16 protein-coding genes are annotated in these 19,237 nt (G+C 70.9%); 13 read left to right on the forward strand and 3 right to left on the reverse strand.

Annotation, left to right across the window (positions count from 1 at the left end; translation table 11 throughout):
* The first annotated feature begins 36 nt into the window (after nucleotides 1-36).
* The 5 genes from D7X55_RS17175 to D7X55_RS17195 all read left to right on the forward strand — a co-directional run bounded on the left by D7X55_RS17175 (nucleotide 37) and on the right by D7X55_RS17195 (nucleotide 4,307).
* Entirely contained in the window at nucleotides 37-288 is a 252-nt protein-coding gene (locus tag D7X55_RS17175; protein WP_120550273.1) for a hypothetical protein, read from the forward strand.
* A complete protein-coding gene (locus tag D7X55_RS17180) occupies nucleotides 285-1,247 on the forward strand; it encodes an amidohydrolase family protein (protein ID WP_121723617.1) in 963 nt (320 codons plus the stop codon). Before D7X55_RS17175 ends, D7X55_RS17180 begins: the two co-directional genes overlap by 4 nt.
* A gap of 102 nt (nucleotides 1,248-1,349) precedes the next feature.
* Nucleotides 1,350-1,730: a response regulator gene (locus tag D7X55_RS17185; RefSeq protein ID WP_014394116.1), complete on the forward strand. Its 381-nt coding sequence runs from the start codon at nucleotides 1,350-1,352 to the stop codon at nucleotides 1,728-1,730.
* A gap of 85 nt (nucleotides 1,731-1,815) precedes the next feature.
* A complete protein-coding gene (locus D7X55_RS17190; protein WP_120550294.1) occupies nucleotides 1,816-2,646 on the forward strand; it encodes an ABC transporter ATP-binding protein in 831 nt (276 codons plus the stop codon).
* The gene (locus D7X55_RS17195) at nucleotides 2,643-4,307 is read left to right on the forward strand and encodes a hypothetical protein (protein WP_121723618.1); all 1,665 of its coding nucleotides are present in this window, start codon (nucleotides 2,643-2,645) and stop codon (nucleotides 4,305-4,307) included. Before D7X55_RS17190 ends, D7X55_RS17195 begins: the two co-directional genes overlap by 4 nt.
* A 4-nt stretch (nucleotides 4,308-4,311) precedes the next feature.
* Here the strand turns inward: D7X55_RS17195 and D7X55_RS17200 are convergent, their stop codons facing one another.
* The gene (locus D7X55_RS17200; RefSeq protein WP_121723619.1) at nucleotides 4,312-5,571 is read right to left on the reverse strand and encodes a VWA domain-containing protein; all 1,260 of its coding nucleotides are present in this window, start codon (nucleotides 5,569-5,571) and stop codon (nucleotides 4,312-4,314) included.
* A 132-nt stretch (nucleotides 5,572-5,703) separates the two neighbouring features.
* On the opposite strand from D7X55_RS17200, the gene D7X55_RS17205 reads away from it, so the two are divergent.
* The 8 genes from D7X55_RS17205 (at nucleotide 5,704) to D7X55_RS17240 (ending at nucleotide 15,110) form a co-directional block, all read left to right on the forward strand.
* Nucleotides 5,704-6,603: a histone deacetylase gene (locus D7X55_RS17205; RefSeq protein ID WP_120550277.1), complete on the forward strand. Its 900-nt coding sequence runs from the start codon at nucleotides 5,704-5,706 to the stop codon at nucleotides 6,601-6,603.
* An 83-nt stretch (nucleotides 6,604-6,686) separates the two neighbouring features.
* Nucleotides 6,687-7,400: a hypothetical protein gene (locus D7X55_RS17210; protein WP_120550278.1), complete on the forward strand. Its 714-nt coding sequence runs from the start codon at nucleotides 6,687-6,689 to the stop codon at nucleotides 7,398-7,400.
* A 71-nt stretch (nucleotides 7,401-7,471) separates the two neighbouring features.
* On the forward strand, nucleotides 7,472-7,864 hold the full coding sequence (locus tag D7X55_RS17215; protein WP_120550279.1) for a peptide chain release factor-like protein: 393 nt from the start codon (nucleotides 7,472-7,474) through the stop codon (nucleotides 7,862-7,864).
* A gap of 211 nt (nucleotides 7,865-8,075) precedes the next feature.
* On the forward strand, nucleotides 8,076-12,314 hold the full coding sequence (locus D7X55_RS17220; RefSeq protein WP_121723620.1) for a hypothetical protein: 4,239 nt from the start codon (nucleotides 8,076-8,078) through the stop codon (nucleotides 12,312-12,314).
* Nucleotides 12,311-12,910 (forward strand): type II secretion system protein, encoded by a 600-nt coding sequence (locus D7X55_RS17225; protein ID WP_121723621.1) that lies wholly within the window; start codon nucleotides 12,311-12,313, stop codon nucleotides 12,908-12,910. The genes D7X55_RS17220 and D7X55_RS17225 overlap by 4 nt, the downstream gene beginning before the upstream one ends.
* Complete coding sequence (locus tag D7X55_RS17230; protein WP_121723622.1) at nucleotides 12,907-13,986, forward strand: PilW family protein; 1,080 nt, start codon at nucleotides 12,907-12,909, stop codon at nucleotides 13,984-13,986. The genes D7X55_RS17225 and D7X55_RS17230 overlap by 4 nt, the downstream gene beginning before the upstream one ends.
* A 26-nt stretch (nucleotides 13,987-14,012) precedes the next feature.
* On the forward strand, nucleotides 14,013-14,642 hold the full coding sequence (locus tag D7X55_RS17235; RefSeq protein ID WP_121723623.1) for a hypothetical protein: 630 nt from the start codon (nucleotides 14,013-14,015) through the stop codon (nucleotides 14,640-14,642).
* A 45-nt stretch (nucleotides 14,643-14,687) separates the two neighbouring features.
* Nucleotides 14,688-15,110 carry an HD domain-containing protein gene (locus D7X55_RS17240; RefSeq protein WP_120550284.1) on the forward strand — a complete coding sequence of 141 codons (423 nt, stop codon included), beginning with the start codon at nucleotides 14,688-14,690 and terminating at the stop codon, nucleotides 15,108-15,110.
* A 72-nt stretch (nucleotides 15,111-15,182) separates the two neighbouring features.
* On the opposite strand, the gene acnA is transcribed toward D7X55_RS17240, so the two are convergent.
* The gene (acnA, locus tag D7X55_RS17245; protein WP_120550285.1) at nucleotides 15,183-17,918 is read right to left on the reverse strand and encodes an aconitate hydratase AcnA; all 2,736 of its coding nucleotides are present in this window, start codon (nucleotides 17,916-17,918) and stop codon (nucleotides 15,183-15,185) included.
* Between the two features lie 128 nt (nucleotides 17,919-18,046).
* A partial coding sequence (locus D7X55_RS17250; protein ID WP_233609895.1) for a phosphatidylserine/phosphatidylglycerophosphate/cardiolipin synthase family protein occupies nucleotides 18,047-19,237 on the reverse strand: 1,191 nt, incomplete at its 5' end.

A 19,237-nucleotide genomic window follows, 5' to 3' on the forward strand; every position in this document is an offset into this window, starting at 1 on the left:
TGGCACGGGGCGGAGGCATCCCTTAGATTCCAGCGGATGAAGTTGCCCCTGCCGTTCCGACGCGACCGTCCCATCATTCCGTCCGCCAACGCGCAGGATCACGCGGAGCGGCTGATCGCCGAGTCCCTGCGCATGCTCGGCCAGGTGTGCTCGAAGGTCGCGGACGCCATCGAGGCGCAGCGGCTGGAGCGCCAGGGCTACGCGCACAACAGCTACCTGCGACGCCTGGACCTGGACGAGGACGACGAGGCGAAGAAGTCCTCCGGCGGCCCTGGCACGGGCGGATGACGGCGCACGCGCACGACGACGCCGACGCGCCGGTGCCGTGCCTGGCGTCGTCCCCGGCGGCGACGTGGCGGGAGCTGGGCATCCAGATGCCCATGCCCGCGCTGGCGGACGAGGAGGGGCCCCGCGTGGACCCCGGCCTGCCGCCCGTCGTGGATGCGCACGTGCACCTGTTCCCGGAGCGCGTCTTCGAGGCGGTGTGGCGCTGGTTCGACCGCTACGGCTGGCCCATCCGCTACAAGCTGCACACACCCCAGGTGGTGTCCTTCCTCCTCTCCCGGGGCGTGGAGCGCGTGGTCGCCCTGCACTACGCCCACAAGCCGGGCATGGCGCGCGCCCTCAACGCCTTCGTGGCGGAGGTAGCCAAGGCCGAGCCCCGCGTCATCGGGCTTGGCACCGTGTACCCGGGCGAGCCCGGCGCCGTGGGCATCCTGGAGGAGGCGTTCGCCCTGGGGCTCAAGGGCGTGAAGCTGCACTGTCACGTGCAGGCCTTCGCCCCGGACGCGCCCCAGCTGCATGAGCTCTACGAAGCGTGCGCCCGGGCGGGCAAGCCGCTCGTGATGCACTCGGGGCGGGAGCCGTCCAGCGCCCGGTATCCGGTGGATCCGTACCAGCTGTGCGCCGCGGAGCGCGTGGAGCGCGTGCTGAAGGATCATCCCACGCTCAAGCTGTGCGTGCCGCACCTGGGGGCGGACGAGTTCGACGCGTACGCCCGCCTCCTGGAGCGCCATGACACGCTCTGGCTGGACACCACCATGGCGGTGGGCGGCTACTTCCCCGTGCCCCTGCCCAGGAAGGCGCTGGAGATCCGGCCCGAGCGCATCCTCTATGGGACGGACTTCCCCAACATCCCCTATGCGTGGGACCGGGAGCTGCGGGCGCTGGCCGGGCTGGGGCTGGACGAGGCCGCGCTCGCGGGAGTGCTGGGAACAAATGCGCTGTCGCTCTACGCGGAGTGTTGAAAAGAAACGAAGGCCCTTCCGCAATGGAAGGGGCATTCCCATCTTCGACCCCATAGAATCGCGGTCCCCAAGCAGACGCCGCCACTCCAGAGGCTCAAGCCCATGTCGAACTTCATCCTGGTCGTCGACGACGACGCGAGTCACCGCACGCTCATCTGCGATGCCCTCCAGGAGATGGGCTATGCCACCATCGAGGCCAAGAACGGCCGCGAGGCGCTGGACCTTCTGGAGGACGACATCCCGGGCGCCGTGCTCCTGGACCTGCGCATGCCCGTCATGAGCGGCTGGGGCCTGCTGGACGCGCTCAAGAAGATGCCGAGGGCGCGCAACCTGCCCATCATCATCATCTCCGGCTACGGCTTCGAGTGGGAGGCGGAGCTGGTGGGCGCCGCCGGCTACATCTCCAAGCCGGTGGACCTGGACAAGGTGCGCACCACCGTGCAGCAGATCGTCGGGCCGCCGGAGGTGGCCATGGTGCACTGAGCCGGGAAGCGCCCGGCGGGCCGCACCATCCGTCAACCCGAGGATTGTGGGCAGCCCCACGGGACATGGTGTGATGGCGTCCTTCATGACGCCCCCCTCCTCCGCAGAACCGGCCGAGCTGGCCATCGACGCTCGCGGCCTCGTCAAGCGCTTCGGCACCTTCACCGCGCTGGACGGCCTGGAGCTTCAAATTCCCCGGGGCGCCTTCTACGCGTTCCTCGGCCCCAACGGCGCCGGCAAGTCCACCTCCATCGCGCTGCTCACGGGCGTGTACGGGCCCGACCAGGGCACCATCCGCATGCTCGGCGTGGACGCCGTGGCGAAGCCCCTGGAGGTGAAGCAGCGCGTGGGCGTGGTGCCGGAGGAGCTGAGCCTCTTCGAGCGCCTCACCGGCCGCCAGTACCTCACCTTCTGCGCGCGCATGTACGGGCTGGACGGCGCGGAGGCCGCGTCGCGCGCGGTGGAGCTCCTGGAGCTGACGGAGCTCACGTACAAGGCGGGCGCGCTGGTGGCGGAGTACTCCAAGGGCATGCGGCGCAGGCTGGCCATCGCCGCGGCGCTCATCCACGCGCCGGAGCTGGTGCTGCTGGATGAGCCCTTCGAGGGCATCGACGTGCTGGCCGCGGGCGTCATCCGCGAGCTGTTGCGCGAGCTGTCCCGCCGGGGCGTGACGCTGCTGCTCACCACGCACGTGCTGGAGATCGCCGAGCGGCTGGCCACGCACGCGGGCGTCATCCGGGGCGGGCGCATGCTGGATCAGGGCCCGGTGGAGGCGCTGCGCCAGCGCCACGGCGTGTCCACGCTGGAGGCGGTGTTCGAGAAGCTGATCGCCGTGCCGGCCGCGCGCAACGCGAAGCTGTCGTTCTATGGCGAGCCCTCGGCGGACGTGATGCCGCTGCGCCGGGAGTCCGCGTGAGCCGCCCGCGTCCGGCCGTCCCCGGCTTCTTCCAGCACCTCCTGCTGCTCTGGGGCCTGCGCCTGCACCTGGGCCTCAACCAGGGCCCGGGGAAGAGCCGCCTGCTCGCGGTGGCCGCGTTCGTGGGCTCCAGCGCGCCGGGCGTGCTGCTGGGCCTGAGCTTCTTCAAGCTGATGCGGCTGCCGCTCATCGTGCACAGCAACGTGTGGCCGTACTTCATCCTCAACCTGCTGTGCTTCGTCACCGCCGCCACCTGGGTGACGTGGCCGCTGTTGTCCGCGGGCGTGGATGACCACTCGGAGCTGTCGCGCTACGCCGCGTTCCCCATCTCGCCGTTCCGCCTGCTGATGGGCTCCACGGTGGCGAGCCTCTTCGAGCCGCGCGCCCTGGTGTTCTACGCGCCCCTCACGGGCGCGGCGGTGGGCTATGCGTCGCGCCACCGGCTGGCCTCGCCGTGGCTGGCGGCGGTGCTCTACGTGCTGTTCGCGCTCTTCTGCGCGGCGTGGAGCCGCGTGGGCCTCTACACGGTCATCAACGTGCTGAGGGAGAAGCACAGCGCGCGCATCATGGGCGGCGGCATGGTGGCCTTCCTCGTGGCCGCGTCGTTCATCCCGCCCATCGACACGTCGTGGCTCACCAGCGTGGGCGAGGCGGGCGTGGGCGCGCTGGACATGAGCCTCATCATCAACGCGGCGGTGGCGCTCAGCCAGGTGCCGCCGGGCTTCTTCGGCGACGGGCTGGGACAGCTGGCGCACGGGCGCGTGGGCATCGCGATGCTGGAGGCCTTTGGCCTGCTGTTCTTCACCGCCCTGGGCATGGGCGTGGCGTACGCGCTCCTGATGCGCTTCCACCGGCAGGCGGGAGGCCGCTCCGGCGGAGACCGGGGGGACGGCAAGGACAGCGACCCGTTCGCCACCACGAAGTCGCGCTTCGACACCCTCCTGCGTCGCGAGGTGCTGGACCTGTGGCGCAACCCGCGCGCGCGGCTCTTGGCGTCGGTGCCCTTCATCCTGGCCATCCTGCTGAAGCTGCTCTCCGGCAGGGATCTCTTCGTGTACCTCTTGGGCGGCAGCGCGGACGCGTGGGTGATGGGCGGCCTGAGCATCTATGGCGCGGTGGTCATCGCGTCCACGTTCTCGCAGAACACCTTCGCGTATGACGGCCACGGCTTCGCGGTGTTCCTGGCCGCGCCCATGAACCTGGCGGACGTGCTGCGCGCGAAGAACCGCGTGCAGGGCGTGGCCGCGCTGGGGATGGCGCTCCTGGTGGGCGCCTTCTACCGCGTGTACTTCGGCACGGGCTCGCTCGTGGACTTCCTGTGCGCCATGGCCGCGGTGGCGGCGGTGCTGCCCATGCTGCTGGCCGCGGGCAACTTCCTGTCGCTGTACTTCCCGGTGAAGTTCCACGCGAGCCTGAAGCGCCGCGACCGCATCCCCCTCACCGCGTCCATGCTGGGCATCCTCGCGGCCAGCGTGGGCTGCATGCCGTTTGGGCATGCGCTGCGGGCCGCGGGGAAGGACGGACCCGGCTGGCAGTCCGTGGCCTTCATCCTCGGGTGCGCCCTGCTCCACTTCGGCGTCTACCTGGGGACGCGCCCCCTGGCGATGCGCCTGCTGGAGCAGCGCCGGGAGATTGTCCTGCGGGCGGTGACGCGCGAGTAGCGCTTCAGTACGTCACGCCGAACTTCGCGGCCTGCGTCTTCACGCTCTTCATGACGTTGGCGTCGAAGGCGTCCTCCTTCGCGGGGGCGTTCTTCGTGAGCCACTGGTCGCGCTCGGTGGCCAGCTTCGCGACCTTCTCCTCCAGCGCCTTGCGCTCGGCGGACAGCTGCTTCACCTTCGCGGCCTGCTCCTCCTTCTTGAGGCCCTTGAGCTCCTGGGGCAGCTCGTCGTCCTTGAGCGTGTCCAGCGCGGCGGGCTTCTCCAGCAGGTCCACGCCGCCCGCGATGGCCGCGGGCGCGCTGCTCACCGCCCCGGCGCTGGGGGCGCTCTTGCCCGCGCCCCGGCTCGTCTTCATGTAGCTGATGCGGTCCGCGACGGCCTCCGCGGCCATGCCCTTGGTCGCCTCCGCGCGGGCGACGTTCATGGCGCGGGCCTCCGCGCGGCCGCCGTAGAGCGTCTTCGACGCGAGCTCCGCGTTCACGCGCGACAGCTCCGCGTCATAGGGCGTGGCCACCGCCACCATGCCGCCCGATGAGTCGATGGAGTCGAACGTGCCGTCCGTCAGCTTCGCCACGTAGCGCCAGGACACTTCCGTGTCCGAGTCCGAGCCGCAGCGCACCGTGTTCACCACGATGTGGCGCTCCTTCGCGCGCTTGGACCAGAGCTTGAAGTCCCAGGCGGCCTCGCGCTGGGCGGGGGGCGCGTCCCCCACCAGGAAGATGACCTTCATCACCTCGCGGTCCTGGCTCCACTTGAGCAGCGACACGGCCTCGCCCAGGCCGCGGCCCACGTGCTCGGGGGCGTCCCCGCCTCCGTTCGCGTCCAGCTTGCGCAGCTCCGCGAATATGGAGTCCATGTCGTCGCTCAGGTCGAAGCGCTTCGTCACGTACGCGTCGCCCTGGTCGCGGTAGGCCACCAGCGCGACCTTCAGGTGCGGCGTGGGCTTGCCCTTCGAGATGCGCGACGCGATGGAGAAGATCTTCTGCTTCGCGCCCTCCAGCAGGCCGCCCATCGACCCCGTCGTGTCCAGCACGAAGGCCACCTCGATTTCAGGCCGGGGGCCCTGGGCCTGCGACTGCACGTCCTGGCCCTGTGCCTGCGTGGGCTTCTGGGGCTCGCCCTTCACGGAGGGCTGCTGCGTGTCGGCGGGCTTCGCCTTCGCGGACGGCGCGCTGACGGGCGTGACGGCCCAGGCGGAGGTGGCGGACAGACCGGTGGCGAGCGCGGCCGTCAGGACGGCCCGCGAGAGGGGCTTCAGGTTCATGGCTTGGGCTCCGGGAGACGGACTTCGCAAGGCGGGCTTTCTCGCGCCGCCTGCTCCTGTAACGGACAGGCCTTCCGGAAGTTCTACGCCCCCGGTTGCGGCCTTCCGGAGCGGGCGTTACGCCCCGGGTCCGTGCGCGTCTTCCACATCGACCGGTACCTGGTCCCCCTGCCCGACGGGCACCGCTTCCCCATGGCGAAGTACCGCCTGCTGCGCGAAATCCTGCTCGAGCGCGGCATCCTCCCCGCCTCCGCCTTCCACGAGGCCCCCCGCGCGGAGCGCCATGAGCTGGAGCGCGTCCACACCGCGCGCTACCTGGATGCCTTCTTCGGCGGCGGCCTCACGGACGCGGAGCTGCGCCGGCTGGGCTTCCCGTGGTCCTTGAGGCTGGTGGACAACGCGAGAGCGTCCGTGGGCGGCACCCTGGCCGCCGCCCGGGCCGCATTGGAGGACGGCTTCGGCGCGAACCTGGCCGGCGGCACGCACCACGCCTTCCCGGACCACGGGGAGGGCTTCTGTGTCTTCAACGACATCGCCGTGGCCATCCGCGTCCTCCAGGCGGAGGGCGCCATCCGCCGCGCGGTGGTGGTGGACCTGGACGTGCACCAGGGCAACGGCACCGCGGCCGTCTTCGCGGGGGACCCGTCCGTCTTCACCTTCTCCATGCACGGCGAGCACAACTTCCCCTTCCGCAAGCAGCCCTCGCACCTGGACCTGGGGCTGGAGGACGGCGTGGGGGACGCGGAGTACCTGGCCACGCTGGACGCGCACCTGCCCCACGTCCTGGAGTCCGCGCACGCGGACCTGCTCTTCTTCCAGGCGGGCGTGGATCCGCTGGAGGAGGACACCCTGGGCCGGCTGTCGCTCACCCACGCGGGGCTGCGCGAGCGCGACCTGCGCGTCCTGCGCGCGGCGAAGGAGCGCGGACTCCCCGTGGTGCTCACGCTGGGCGGCGGCTACGCGAGGCCCCTGGCGCCGTCCCTGGAGGCCCACGTCGGGACTTATCTCGCGGCCTGTTCGTTGTTCCGCTGACGCCCGTCTTCCCCGGAGCCGCTTGCGGGTCCTCGCGCCCCCGCTCCATGCTCAACCTTCGCTTCGCCACCCCTGGAGCCCCCATGCCGCGTTTCCTCCCCCGTCTCGCCGTCCTCGCCTGCGCGCTGGCCCTGGGCTGTGGCGGCGACACGCCCTACTACCACCTGGACTGGGGAGGCGAGGACACCGTCACCGCCGCGCCCGGCGACTCCGTGCCCTATGACGTCGCCATCCAGCGCATCGCGGACAACCTGGGCGAGGTGCGCGTGCGCCCGTCCATCCTCCCCGACGGCGTCACCTTCGGCCCGGACTTCTCCCTCCCCGAGGGAGAGACCATTGCCCGCAGCACCGCCACCATCACCGTCTCCCGCGGCGTCACGTCCTACGGCGTGAACGCGCTGCAGCTGGTGGCGGAGGACCCCGCCAACAACGTCACCGCCCGGGGCAACATCTCCCTGGTCATCCTGGAGCCGCCCGAGCCCAACGAGGCCTTCTCCATCGCCGTGGAGCCCCGCCAGGTGAACCTCTTCGCCGGCCAGTCCGCTCAGGTGACGGTGACGGTGACGCGCGCGGAGGGCTTCACCGGCCCGCTCACCCTGAAGATGGAGACCCCCAGCAGCACCACCCGGCTCGGCATCGAGCCCGTCACGCTGGCCCCGGGCGAAACCACCGCGCAGGTGCGCGTCACCACGGACCGCTCCCTCTCCGTGCTGCCCTACGTGGTGAAGCTCGTGGCCGTCGATGAGCTCAATCGCATCGCCAAGACGGGCTTCACGTTCAACCTGAACTTCAACTGAAGTCAGGGGTCCCCCGTCAGGCGCGGGGTACCGGCGGCGTCTCGGCGGCGCTAACTTGAGGGAACGCCACCATGACGCCGCCGACCACTCCCACCGCTCCCGCACGACGCCAGGCCGCCCGGGAGGCGCTCGCCCTGGACGACGAGGCCCTGCTGAAGGTCTGCGACGTGGAGTTCTTCATCGCCTCCGGGCCCGGCGGCCAGCACCGCAACACCACCGCCAGCGGCGTGCGCCTCAGCCACCCGCCCACGGAGCTGTCCGTCACCGCCACCGAGCGCCGCAGCCAGTCCCAGAACAAGGACGCCGCCGTGCGCCGCCTGCGCGCGGGCCTGCAGGCCCTCACCTTCGTCCCCAAGGTCCGCAAGGCCACCCGGCCCACCCAGGGCTCCAAGCGCAGGCGCCTGGAGGACAAGAAGCGCACCTCCGAGAAGAAGGCCGGCCGCGGCGGCAGGCTGGGCGACTAGCGGGCGCCCCGGCGTCCGCCACCGCTATGCACGACATGCGGACCTCGCAAGCTTTGCGTAGCTGCTGACGCCGCTTGCCCACAGCCACACGGTTTCTTTCCAGAGCCCTCCCCGCACACGCGTGCTCCCACGTCAGGGCACACCGCGTGCACACACCGGGGTGACCCCTGACCCCAAGGGGGTCGCTTGGTCCCCTACCCCCGGTGAACCCTTGGCTCCCATCTCCTCCAGAGTTTCCGCGACGCGGCGAATCCTGCTGGGCCTGGCGCTGCTGACGGCGCTGCCGGCATCCGCGACGGACATCGTCACCTTCAGCCAGGGCGCGCTCATCATCCCGGAGCAGGCCACCTTCCAGCAGGGCTGCGGAAGCCTGTCGGCCTACGGCCTGGTGTGGCGCCTGTTGCAGTCCAACGAGGCGGGCGGCTTCAACGCCAACCACCCGGTGACGGTGTACCTGGCCATCGACGACACGAAGCGGTCCCCCAACCGCTGCGTGCCCACGAACAAGCACCTGCCGCCCTCGCCCAACAACGGCCGGTGGAACGACCCGGCCTGGAACGACGGCTGCGACTTCCACATCTCCCGCGCGGACGCGGCGCCCGTCGTGCCGGTGCCGCCCCTGGAGGCGCTGCCCTCCAGCGGCCTGTTCCCGGAAGGCGACGTGGAGAACTTCGCCACCACCCCGGGCCAGGCGCGGCCCAACTTCGCGCAGGCGACGCTCAACAGCGCCAGCGGCTTCCGCGACGTGCAGTACATGGGCGGCGCGTTCATCATCGACGCGAAGGACGCGAAGAACGCGCTCGACTTCCTGAACTCCTCCGCCGGGGCGGACGCGCCGAAGAAGTTCCGCACGACGTGCAACTGCGACACGTTCACCAACAACAGCGGCTGCTTCTACGTGCGCATGCACCAGGCCACCATCGAGTTCAACGCGCCCATCGGCCGGCGCCTGAACCGGGTGCCTCCGAAGATTGCCCTGCTGGACCGGGATGACCACAACACCCGCGACCCGTCCTACGTGAAGGGCGGCATGCTGGACGACTACCTGCGCAACGCGGGCCTGGACTTCCCGGGCGCGGGCGGCTGCCCCCAGGGCACCACCAGCGGCTGCACCCTCAACGGCGGACGGCCCGGCCTCATCTACGACGCGCTCCACGCCAACGCGGACCTCATCTCCACGTCGGCCTACCCCCACGGCCTGCTCAACGCCGTGGACCCCGTCACCCAGCGCCCGCGCTACCGCGTGTTCTGGGCGCCGCACTGGGAGATTGGCAACAGCACCCGCCTGGAGTACCGCTCCAACGGCGACGGCGCCGTCAACCAGGCGGAGAACGTCCTCAACAACATCGCGTACTTCACCAACCAGCGCGGCAACGGCCTGTTCGCCGAGTGCGCCAGCATCTGGTCCTATGAGCACACCGAGCGCCCCGACGGCACGATGGTGCCGTCCGCGCGCTTCCAGGGCGACGGCACCTTCCAGAAGAACGCGCTCTCCGGCGGCGCCAGCTGGGACGGCCGCAACTGCACGGACCCGGACTACCGCAACGAGTCCTCGCCCCGCCCCGCCTGCATCCTCTACCCCAACCCGGGCGACCCCTTCTCCCAGCTGGGGGACTTCCGCTTCAACAACGTGGCGGGCCACACGGAGAACTACCGCACGACGTACAAGAACGGCGTGCGGCGGCTGGCGGTGAGCTGGAAGGAGTACGCCCCCGGCGACCAGTACGACAACCCGGCGCAGGTGGCGGCGAACGCCCAGCGCGGCCACGACTTCTTCTCCTTCAACCAGAAGGACAATGATCCGCAGAAGGCGACCGTCGTCTACCTGGCGGGCCACGACTTCAAGGGGAGCGTCGCGGGCACGCGCATCGTGCTCAACACGCTGCTCAACCTGGGCAGCGAACCGCTGCAGAGCGAGCGCACCGTGTCCGCCCCCGTCGCGCTGGACGACACCAACGGCAGCGACACCAACGGCTCGCGCGCCCTGTTGCTCAAGACGTCCTACAACGCGGTGACGGGCTACCCGCCCGGCGCGGACACGTACACGCCCGCGCAGGGCTCGCACTGGGTGTTCCCCTACTACCCGGGCACGCTGCGCGCGCACTCGCTCATTGGCGGGGACGCGCTGTCCACCGGGGAGAACTCGCTGTCGGACGGCACCCTGTGGAACGCGGACGCGCGCATGCCCGCGCCCGGCGACCGCAACCTCTTCACCTACTTCGGCGGCGAGGTGACGGAGAACCCGCCGCTGGGCGCCGGCCGCGCCGCGCCGCACGGGGTGCTGCAGGTGGGCTGGCAGCCGGAGGAGGTCTCCGGCACGCGCATCAACCGCAACTACACCGCCACGCCCAACACCGGCTGCGTGGACGTGCTGAAGCTCAGCCGCGCCACCTCGCGCGACGGCACCTTCCGCTACGACTTCGTGAAGGGCCCGGACGGCATCTGCGACCTGCAGCAGGCGACGCAGTACTCGCCGCAGCTGGGCGGCACGGACTTCGGCATCGCCAACGAGATCATCAACAAGCTGGCGCTGTACACGGACTTCAACGCGGTGGCGATGATGCTCCAGCGGGTGCGCGGCTTCTGCTACGCCACGCAGTCCGGCCGCGACGGCGCCAGCGAGACGCCCATCCTGGAGCCCACCCTCACCCAGTGCAACAACGACGCGGCGGACAACAAGGCGCACCTGGGCGGCTTCATCCACTCCTCGCCCGTGGTGGCCACGGCCAGCCCGCACATCCCGGACCGCGGCGCGGCCCGCCCCACGGTGGCCTACGCTGCGGGCCTGGACGGCCAGGTGCACGCCTTCTACGTCTCCGGCGGCGCGCGCTACGACGGCCCCGTGGAGAACCTGGGCTTCCCCAACCCGGACGCCAGCGCGCGCTTCAAGACGGACTTCGCCCAGCGCTTCCGCACCGGCAACCTGCCCCAGCCGGGCACGGAGCTGTGGAGCTTCCTGCCGGCCACGCAGCTGGCGGGCCTGCGCAACAACACCGCGCGGGTGAACAGCGCGCCCGCCGTCTTCGACGTGTTCGCGGACTTCGTGGGCACCGGCCGCCGGGAATGGCACACCGTGCTCGTCGCCAACGTGGGCCAGACGGGGCGCGACCTGTTCGCCCTGGACGTCACGAACCCGCTCAAGCCCGTGCTGCTGTGGCACATCGTGGGCAGCCACTACGCCACGTCCAGCGCGCCGCACTCCGCGGTGTCGCTGGCGGACCGGAGCCTGGGCGGCACGGACTGGACGTACACCTGGGACGAGGACACCAGCCTCTTCCTGCTGCCGCCGCGCTCGGACCCCGGCCGTCAGCCGAGCGGCCTGTATGACTACAGCGGCCTGGGCGGCTCGCGTGGCCTGTCCGTGGGCGTGGGCCGGCTGGGCCTGGAGCCCGTGTACGCCGTCTTCGTCGCCTCCAGCAGCTCCGGCGCGCCGCCGGTGACGGGCTCGCCGGGCTCGCCGGCCAAGGGCGTGCAGGTGTTCGCCATCGACGTGGCCACCGGCCAGAAGCTGTGGCAGTGGCAGCAGGCGTACAGCAGCAGCGTGGACAACAGCGCGCCCGCCGCGCCCACCGTGTCGCAGGACTCGAGCGGAGCCGCGCGCCTCTACGTAGGTGACATGGAGGGCCGGCTCTGGGAGCTGGACGCGTCCACCGGCATGAACGTCAACGTGTCGCGCATGGGCCCCGCGTGCACGGACGCCACGCCCTGCAAGTACACGGCGATGAACATCGGCAATCTGCCCGTCACCAGCCAGCCCATCAGCACCAACGTGGGCCTGGCGCGCATCCCGCGCGACGCGTCCGACACGTCCGCCTTCGGCAACTTCAAGGGCAAGGTGGTGGCCCTGGTGGGCACCGCCGGCATGGACTGGGTGCCGGACACCGTGGGCGGCCGCTTCCACGCGCTCATGCTGGACGCCGGCCTGCGGCTGCCCCTGGGCGTGGACGGCAAGCGGCTGGACGGCACGTCCATTGGAGCGAACGTGGCCCACACGGAGTCCGTCAGCTACGGCGTGCTCCAGGAGCCTTCGCCCTTCCCGCTCATCTTCCCCGCGCCGGAGCACGTCTACGGCAACATCACCATCGCCGGGCGCACCGCCTACTTCAGCACCGCGGAGCAGTCCGTGAACGACCCCATGATGCTGAGCGCCTCCGTCCGGGGCCACACGTACAGCGTCGACCTGGGCAGCACGCCGTCCACGCAGGCGGACATCCGGCCCATGAGCGGCGCGACGCTGGCCAACTACGGCGGCGTGGCCGTCTACCACCGCGACAACGGCGGCACGTCCACGGACTACGTGGTGGGCGCGGAGGTGAGCGCCCTGCGCGTCGCGCGCATCGAAAACGGGAGCGGCACCGGCCCCTCCAGCCCCGACAGGGCGCTCTCCGTGGACGGCGACAACGGCGTGCTCTACCAGCTCCTCAACTGGAGCCAGAGGTTGCTCGAATGAGAACCCTTCCTCGCTCCGCCTCGCGGCGGGGCAGCGGCATCCTGGAGGTCCTCATCTCCATGGCCCTCCTGTCGCTGGCCGCGGTGGGCGCGGTGATGGGCATGGTGGCCGCCACCCGCGACGTGAAGGACGGCCAGGTGCTCCAGGGCCGGCGCATGCTGCTGGAGGCGCGCGTGCAGCGGCTGTGGCTGGCGTCCAAGGCGGACCTGGCGGCGCAGGCCATCACCCGGCCCGCCCTCTTCCCGCCGGAGCTGGGCCTGGGCACTGCGCCCTGGCAGCTGGACCCCAGCGCGCCGCAGGCGGGCGACGTGGGCACCGGCGCCTACTTCCGCGTGCGCCCCACGGGCCAGGTGGAGCCGGCGCTGGACGTGCCCGCCGGCACGCCCTGCCTGGCCTCCACGCCGGACTCGCTGCTGCCCAAGGACGTCTACTGCCGCGAAATCCTGGTGACGAAGGGCCTGCCCAAGGACCTGCCGCCCGCGGCCCAGGCGATGGTGCCCGCGGGCGCCCTGCCCTTCACCTTCTGGACGCGCGCGTACCGCAAGAACGACAGCGTGGAGCGCGCCATCGTGCACAGTGAGGTGTTCGTCCTATGAAGCCGCGCGGCATGACGCTCCTGGAGACGATGGTGGCCGCGGCGCTCGCCACCATCATCCTGGCGGCGGCCACGGCCCTGCTGATGGCGGGCGGGCGCGTGGTGCACAACACGGAGCACGTGGCGGACAGCCATGACAACGCGCGGCTCGCCGGAGAGACGCTGCTGTCGGCCGTGCGCCAGGCCGGCGCGGGCATGTCCGAGGGCCTCTGGGTGGTCTCCAGCGGGGCGCCCCAGCGCATCAACCCCGTCTTCGGCGGGGACGGCGCGAGCGCGGGCGTGCTCGCCTCCACCACGACGGGCAACCTGCCCGCCACCGACGGCAGCGACGACCTGTGGCTGGTGGTGCCGGACCGCAACTACCTGGGCCGCGACTGCGCGCCGGGCGCGGCGATGACGGTGGTGAAGCCGGGCACGGGCGCCCTGGAGGTCAACTGCGTGGGCGCGCCCAGCGGCGCGCCGCCCGCGACCCCCATGATGGTGGCCAGCAACATGAAGAGCGCCGCGCTGCTCACCCAGACGTCCGTGACGAGCACGCCGCCCACGGCCACGGTGAACTACCTGGAGACCGGCGTGCCGGGCTTCTCCAACGCGCCCCACAAGGGCGGCTTCCAGAAGGGCGACCTGGTGTACCCGGTGCGCCTCCTGCACTTCTTCATCGGGACGAACGTGAACAACGGCCGCAAGGCGCTGATGCGCGCGGAGGGCCGGCCCGGCAACGACGTGTCCGGCCGTCCCTTCGTGGACATGGGCGACCCGGTGGTGGTGCAGGACTACGTGGAGGACTTCCAGGTGGCCTTCGGCCTGGACGCCGCGAACACCGGAGACCCCACCAGGTACGACTTCCAGAACGGCCTCAAGCCCGAGTTCACGCCGGGCCTGCGCTCGGTGCGCGTCAGCGTGGTGGCCACCGGCCGCACGCCCCGGCGAGACAACCGCAGCGAGGCCGTGCTCTCCGAGGATCTGCCCCTCACGGTGGAGAACCACACCCCGGCCCCGGGCGCCGCGGACGGCTACTTCCGCAGCCTCTTCTCGCGCCGGGCGGAGCTGCCCAACCTGGCCTCGGCCAGCCTGTGAGTCCGTCCTTCATGAGGCCCACCGCCATGCCCCCGCGCCCTTCGTCCCACCGTCCCGCTCGCGGCGCCACGCTGCTGCTCGTCGTGCTGCTCGTCACCGTGCTCCTGGGGCTGGTGGCGGGCGTCATGGCCTACGCCAGCAGCGAGCGCACGCGCGCGGTCACCTTCGCCCGAGCGGGCCAGCGGCAGGGCTGCGCGGAGAGCGGCCTGCAGCTGGCGCGCGGCTACTTCGGCCGCAATTATGGGAAGTGGAACACCTTCCTGAGCGCGCCGTCCGTCTACGACCCCATCCGCTCGCCCACCAACGCGTCTCCCGCGGACCCGCGCACCGCGCTGGGCCGCACGGCCATCAAGGCGGTCAACCCCGCGCTGTTCGCGGACCTGGACGGCGACGGCAAGGACGACGTGTACCTCTACATCCGGGACAACGAGGACGAGTTCAAGCCGCTCGCCCCGGAGTGGAACCGCGACAATGATCAGCAGGTGGTGGTGGGCGCCATCTGCATCAGCGAGACGCTGATTCCGCGCCGGGGGGACACCAACAAGCTGGACCCCAACGCGCTCGCGGTGGAGGGCATCCTCCAGTACAACGGCGGCGGCCAGGCCTACACGGCCCAGTCCGCGGGCGGCACGGGCTCCGGCAACCTCAACCGTTGAGCCGTCGTCCGCCGTCGTCCCCGAAGGCGTGCGAAGCTTCCGCCCATGCCCACGCTCGAAGACGCCATCGCCCTGGCGGTGGCCGCGCACCAGGGTCAGCGCGACAAGGCAGGACAGCCCTACATCCTCCACCCGCTGCGCGTGATGCTGCGCCTGTCGTCGGACGCGGAGCGCACCGCGGCCATCCTCCATGACGTGGTGGAGGACACGCCCTACACGCTGGAGCGCCTGCGCGGCCTGGGCTACCCGGAGGACGTGCTCTCCGCGCTGGACTGCCTGACGAAGCGCGAGGGCGAAAGCTACGAGGCCTTCATCGAAAGGCTGCGCCCCCACCCCCTGGCCCGCCGCGTGAAGCTGGCGGACCTGGAGGACAACATGGACGTGCGCCGGCTGAAGGACGTGACGCCCAAGGACGCCGAGCGCCTGTCGCGCTACGTGGCCGCCTGGACGCGCCTGCGCGCGGAGTAGGAAAAGACGACGGCCCGGCGACCCTCCCGTGAAGCGAGGGCGGCCGGGCCGCGACTCCAACGTGACGCGCCTTTACGCCTTGGCCAGCTGGCGGAGCACGTACTGGAGGATGCCGCCGTTGCGGTAGTAGTCGAGCTCGTTCGGCGTGTCGATGCGGCACACCGCCGTGAACTCGATGGGGCCCTTCTCACCGGTGGCCTTCACGGTGAGCTTCTTCTGCGGCGCCAGCCCCTCCGCGATGCCGGTGATCTCGAACGTCTCGTGGCCGGTGAGGCCCAGCGACTGCGCGTCCTGGCCCGCCTCGAACTGCAGGGGCAGCACGCCCATGCCCACGAGGTTGGAGCGGTGGATGCGCTCGAAGCTCTTGGCGATGACCGCCTTCACGCCCAGCAGCTGCGTGCCCTTGGCCGCCCAGTCGCGGCTGGAGCCCGTGCCGTACTCGGCGCCGGCCAGCACCACCAGCGGCGTGCCGTCCGCCTGGTACTTCATGGACGCGTCGTAGATGCTCATCCGCTCACGCGTGGGGATGTGCACCGTGACGCCGCCCTCGACGCCCGGGACGAGCAGGTTCCTCAGGCGGATGTTGGCGAAGGTGCCGCGCACCATCACCTCGTGGTTGCCGCGGCGCGCGCCGTAGGAGTTGAAGTCCTTGGGCTCCACGCCCTCCGCCATGAGGTACTTCGCGGCGGGGCTCGTCTTCGCGATGTTGCCCGCGGGCGAGATGTGGTCCGTCGTGACGGAGTCACCCAGGAGCGCCAGCACGCGCGCGCCCTTGATGTCCTGGACGGCCTTGGGCTCCTTCGGGAGGTTCTCGAAGAAGGGCGGCTTGCGCACGTAGGTGGACTTCTCATCCCACTTGAACGTGGAGCCCTTGCTCACCTGCAGCTGCTGCCAGAGCGTGTCGCCTTCCATGGCGTTCGCGTACTGGCTGCGGAACTGCTCCGGCTTCACGGCCGTGCGGATGGTCTCCTTGATCTCCTCGTTGGACGGCCAGATGTCCTTGAGGAACACCGGGCGGCCGTTCGGGTCGGTGCCCAGCGGCTCGTTGTCCAGGTCGCGGCCCACTTCACCGGCCAGCGCGTACGCCACCACGAGCGGGGGGCTCGCCAGGTAGTTCATGCGCACGTGCGGGTTGATGCGGCCCTCGAAGTTGCGGTTGCCGGACAGCACCGCCGCCACCACCAGGTCACCCTCCACCACCGCGTTGGACACGGCCTCCGGCAGCGGGCCGGAGTTGCCGATGCAGGTGGTGCAGCCGTAGCCCACGACGTGGAAGCCCACGGCCTCCAGGTAGGGCAACAGGCCCGCGTCGCGCAGGTACTCGGTCACCACGCGGCTGCCCGGGGCCAGGGACGTCTTCACCCAGGGCTGCGGCTTGAGGCCCTTCTCCACGGCCTTCTTCGCCAGGATGCCCGCGGCCACCAGCACGGCCGGGTTGGACGTGTTGGTGCAGGAGGTGATGGACGCGATGACCACCGCGCCGTGGCCCACCTGGTAGCTCTGCTTGCCGGCCTTCACGGTGACGGACTGGGCCAGCCGCTCCGGGGCCACCGGGGCCGCGGGGGCCTTGGCGCCGCCCTTGGGGCCCTCGTCGTCCTCGCCCTTGCTCTTGCCGGCGGCCAGCATCTCCACCAGGGACTTCTCGTAGCCGGCCTTCATGTCCTTGAGGGGCACGCGGTCCTGCGGACGCTTGGGGCCGGCGAGGCTGGGCACCACGGTGGCCAGGTCCAGCTCCAGCGTGTCGCTGAAGACGGGGTCCGGCGCGCCGGCGTTCAGCCACAGGCCCTGCGCCTTGGCGTACGCCTCCGTCAGCGCCACCGCGTCATCCGGGCGGCCGGTGAAGCGCAGGTAGTTGCAGCTCTCCTCGTCCACCGGGAAGAAGCCGATGGTGGCGCCGTACTCCGGGGCCATGTTCGCGATGGTGGCGCGGTCCGGCAGCGACAGCGCCTTCAGGCCCTCGCCGAAGAACTCCACGAACTTGCCGACGACGCCCTTCTTGCGAAGCATCTGCGTGACGGTGAGCACCAGGTCCGTGGCCGTGGCGCCCGCGGGCAGCCTGCCGGTGAGCTTGAAGCCCACCACCTGCGGGATGAGCATCGTGATGGGCTGGCCCAGCAGCGCCGCCTCCGCCTCGATGCCGCCCACGCCCCAGCCCACCACGCCCAGGCCGTTGATCATCGTCGTGTGGCTGTCCGTGCCCACCAGCGTGTCCGGGTACACGGTGTTGCCCTGGCGGAACGTCACCTGCGCCAGGAACTCCAGGTTCACCTGGTGGCAGATGCCGATGTCCGGCGGCACCACGCCAAAGCCCTTGAACGCGCTCTGGCCCCAGCGCAGGAAGGCGTAGCGCTCGCGGTTGCGCTCGAACTCCAGCTCCGCGTTCTCCTTGAAGGCCGCGGTGGTGGCGAACGAATCAATCTGCACCGAGTGGTCGATGACCAGGTCCGCCGGGTTGCGCGGGTTGATCTTCGCCGGGTCGCCGCCCATGGAGGCCAGGGCCTCGCGCATGGCGGCCATGTCCACGACGGCGGGCACGCCGGTGAAGTCCTGGAGCAGGACGCGCGCGGGGTGGAACGAGATTTCGGTCTCCGGGGTGGCCTTGGGGTCCCAGGCGAGCATCTTCTCGATGTGCTCGCGCTTGACGACGCGGCCGTCCTCGTTGCGCAGCAGGTTCTCCAGCAGGACCTTCAGCGAGAACGGGAGGCGGTTGACCGCCGGGTGCGCCTTCGCCAGCGTGGCCAGGCTGAAATAGTCGTAGGTCGCCGAGCCCACCTTGAGCTGGGCCTTGGTGCCGAAACTGTCCGTCATGTGCGTTGCCGTCCTTCCGTGCCGGAATGACGCAACTTCTAGGCGTGTCCCCCCCGGCATGCAAAGGGTTCCTGCACCGCGTTGAAGGCGGTGGACGGTTGCCTTGGCCCCCGGGCCTACGGGGCCGCTCAGAGCACCTTGCGGAAGAAGTACAGCACCCGCTCCACGGCCTTCTGCCAGAGGGGACGGCGGCGGAAGGCGGCCAGGTCCACCTCGCGGCAGTTGCCACAATCCAGACGGAACGAGTCCTCCAGGTCACGCCCCAGCCGGGGGTCCGCGAAGACGGCGTTCACCTCGTGGTTGAAGGCCAGGGACAACCGTTCCAGGTTGAACGACCCGATGGTGCCCCACACCCCGTCCACCACGGCCGTCTTGGCGTGCAGCACGCCCCGGCGCCACTCGAAGATGCGGATGCCGGCGTCCATCAGCGGCTCGTAGAAGGCGCGCGTCGCATGCTCGAGGAACGGGTGGTCGCTCTTGCCCCCGTTGAGCAGCAGGCTCACCTCCACGCCCCGCTTCGCCGCGTCCTTGAGCGCCGCCACCATGCGCCGGTCCGGCACGAAGTAGCCCGCCGCGATGAGCACGCTCTTGCGCGCGCGCTGGATGGCGTGCAGATACGCGCGGTGGATGCTGCGCCGGCTGGACAGCACCGCCAGTCCCACGTCGCCCTTCTGGGGCAGCGCCCTCAGGGCCTGGGCCCCGCCGCGGATGCGCCGGCGCAGGCGGCTCAGGCGGTCCCGGAACATCATCCGCCACGTGGCCAGGAAGCGCCGCTCCAGCTCGTGCACCGCCGGGCCTTCAATCCGCAGCACGTCGTCGCGCCAGGCCACGCCCTGCCCCTCCGGGGCCCAGTGCGCCGCGATGTTCACCCCGCCCGTGAAGGCCACCTGGCCGTCCACCACCAGAATCTTCCGGTGGTCCCGGCGCAGCAGGTGGCGCAGCCCGCGCTGGAGGCTGAAGGGTTTGAAGGCCCGCACGTCCACGCCGCGCTGGCGCAGCCCCTCGAAGAAGCTCCGGCGGCTGGTCCAAGAACCCACCGCGTCGTAGAGCACCTTCACGTGCACGCCGCGCTCGGCGGCCTCCGCCAGCGCCTGGCCGAAGAGCTCGCCCACCGCGTCGGTGACGAACATGTACGTCTCCAGGCGGATGGAGCGGCGCGCGCGGCGGATGGCCTCCAGCATCTCCGGGTAGGCCTCCACGCCGTCGCGCAGCAGCCGGCACGCATTGCCCTGGAGGGTGGTGTGGTGCTGCGGCAGGTAGTAGCGGGCGAGCAGGCGCCGGGACACCCCGGGGCTCCACACAGGGCCGTGCTCCGGCAC

Origin of the sequence: Corallococcus sp. AB049A (genome assembly GCF_003668885.1) — a bacterium.
Taxonomy (GTDB): domain Bacteria; phylum Myxococcota; class Myxococcia; order Myxococcales; family Myxococcaceae; genus Corallococcus; species Corallococcus interemptor.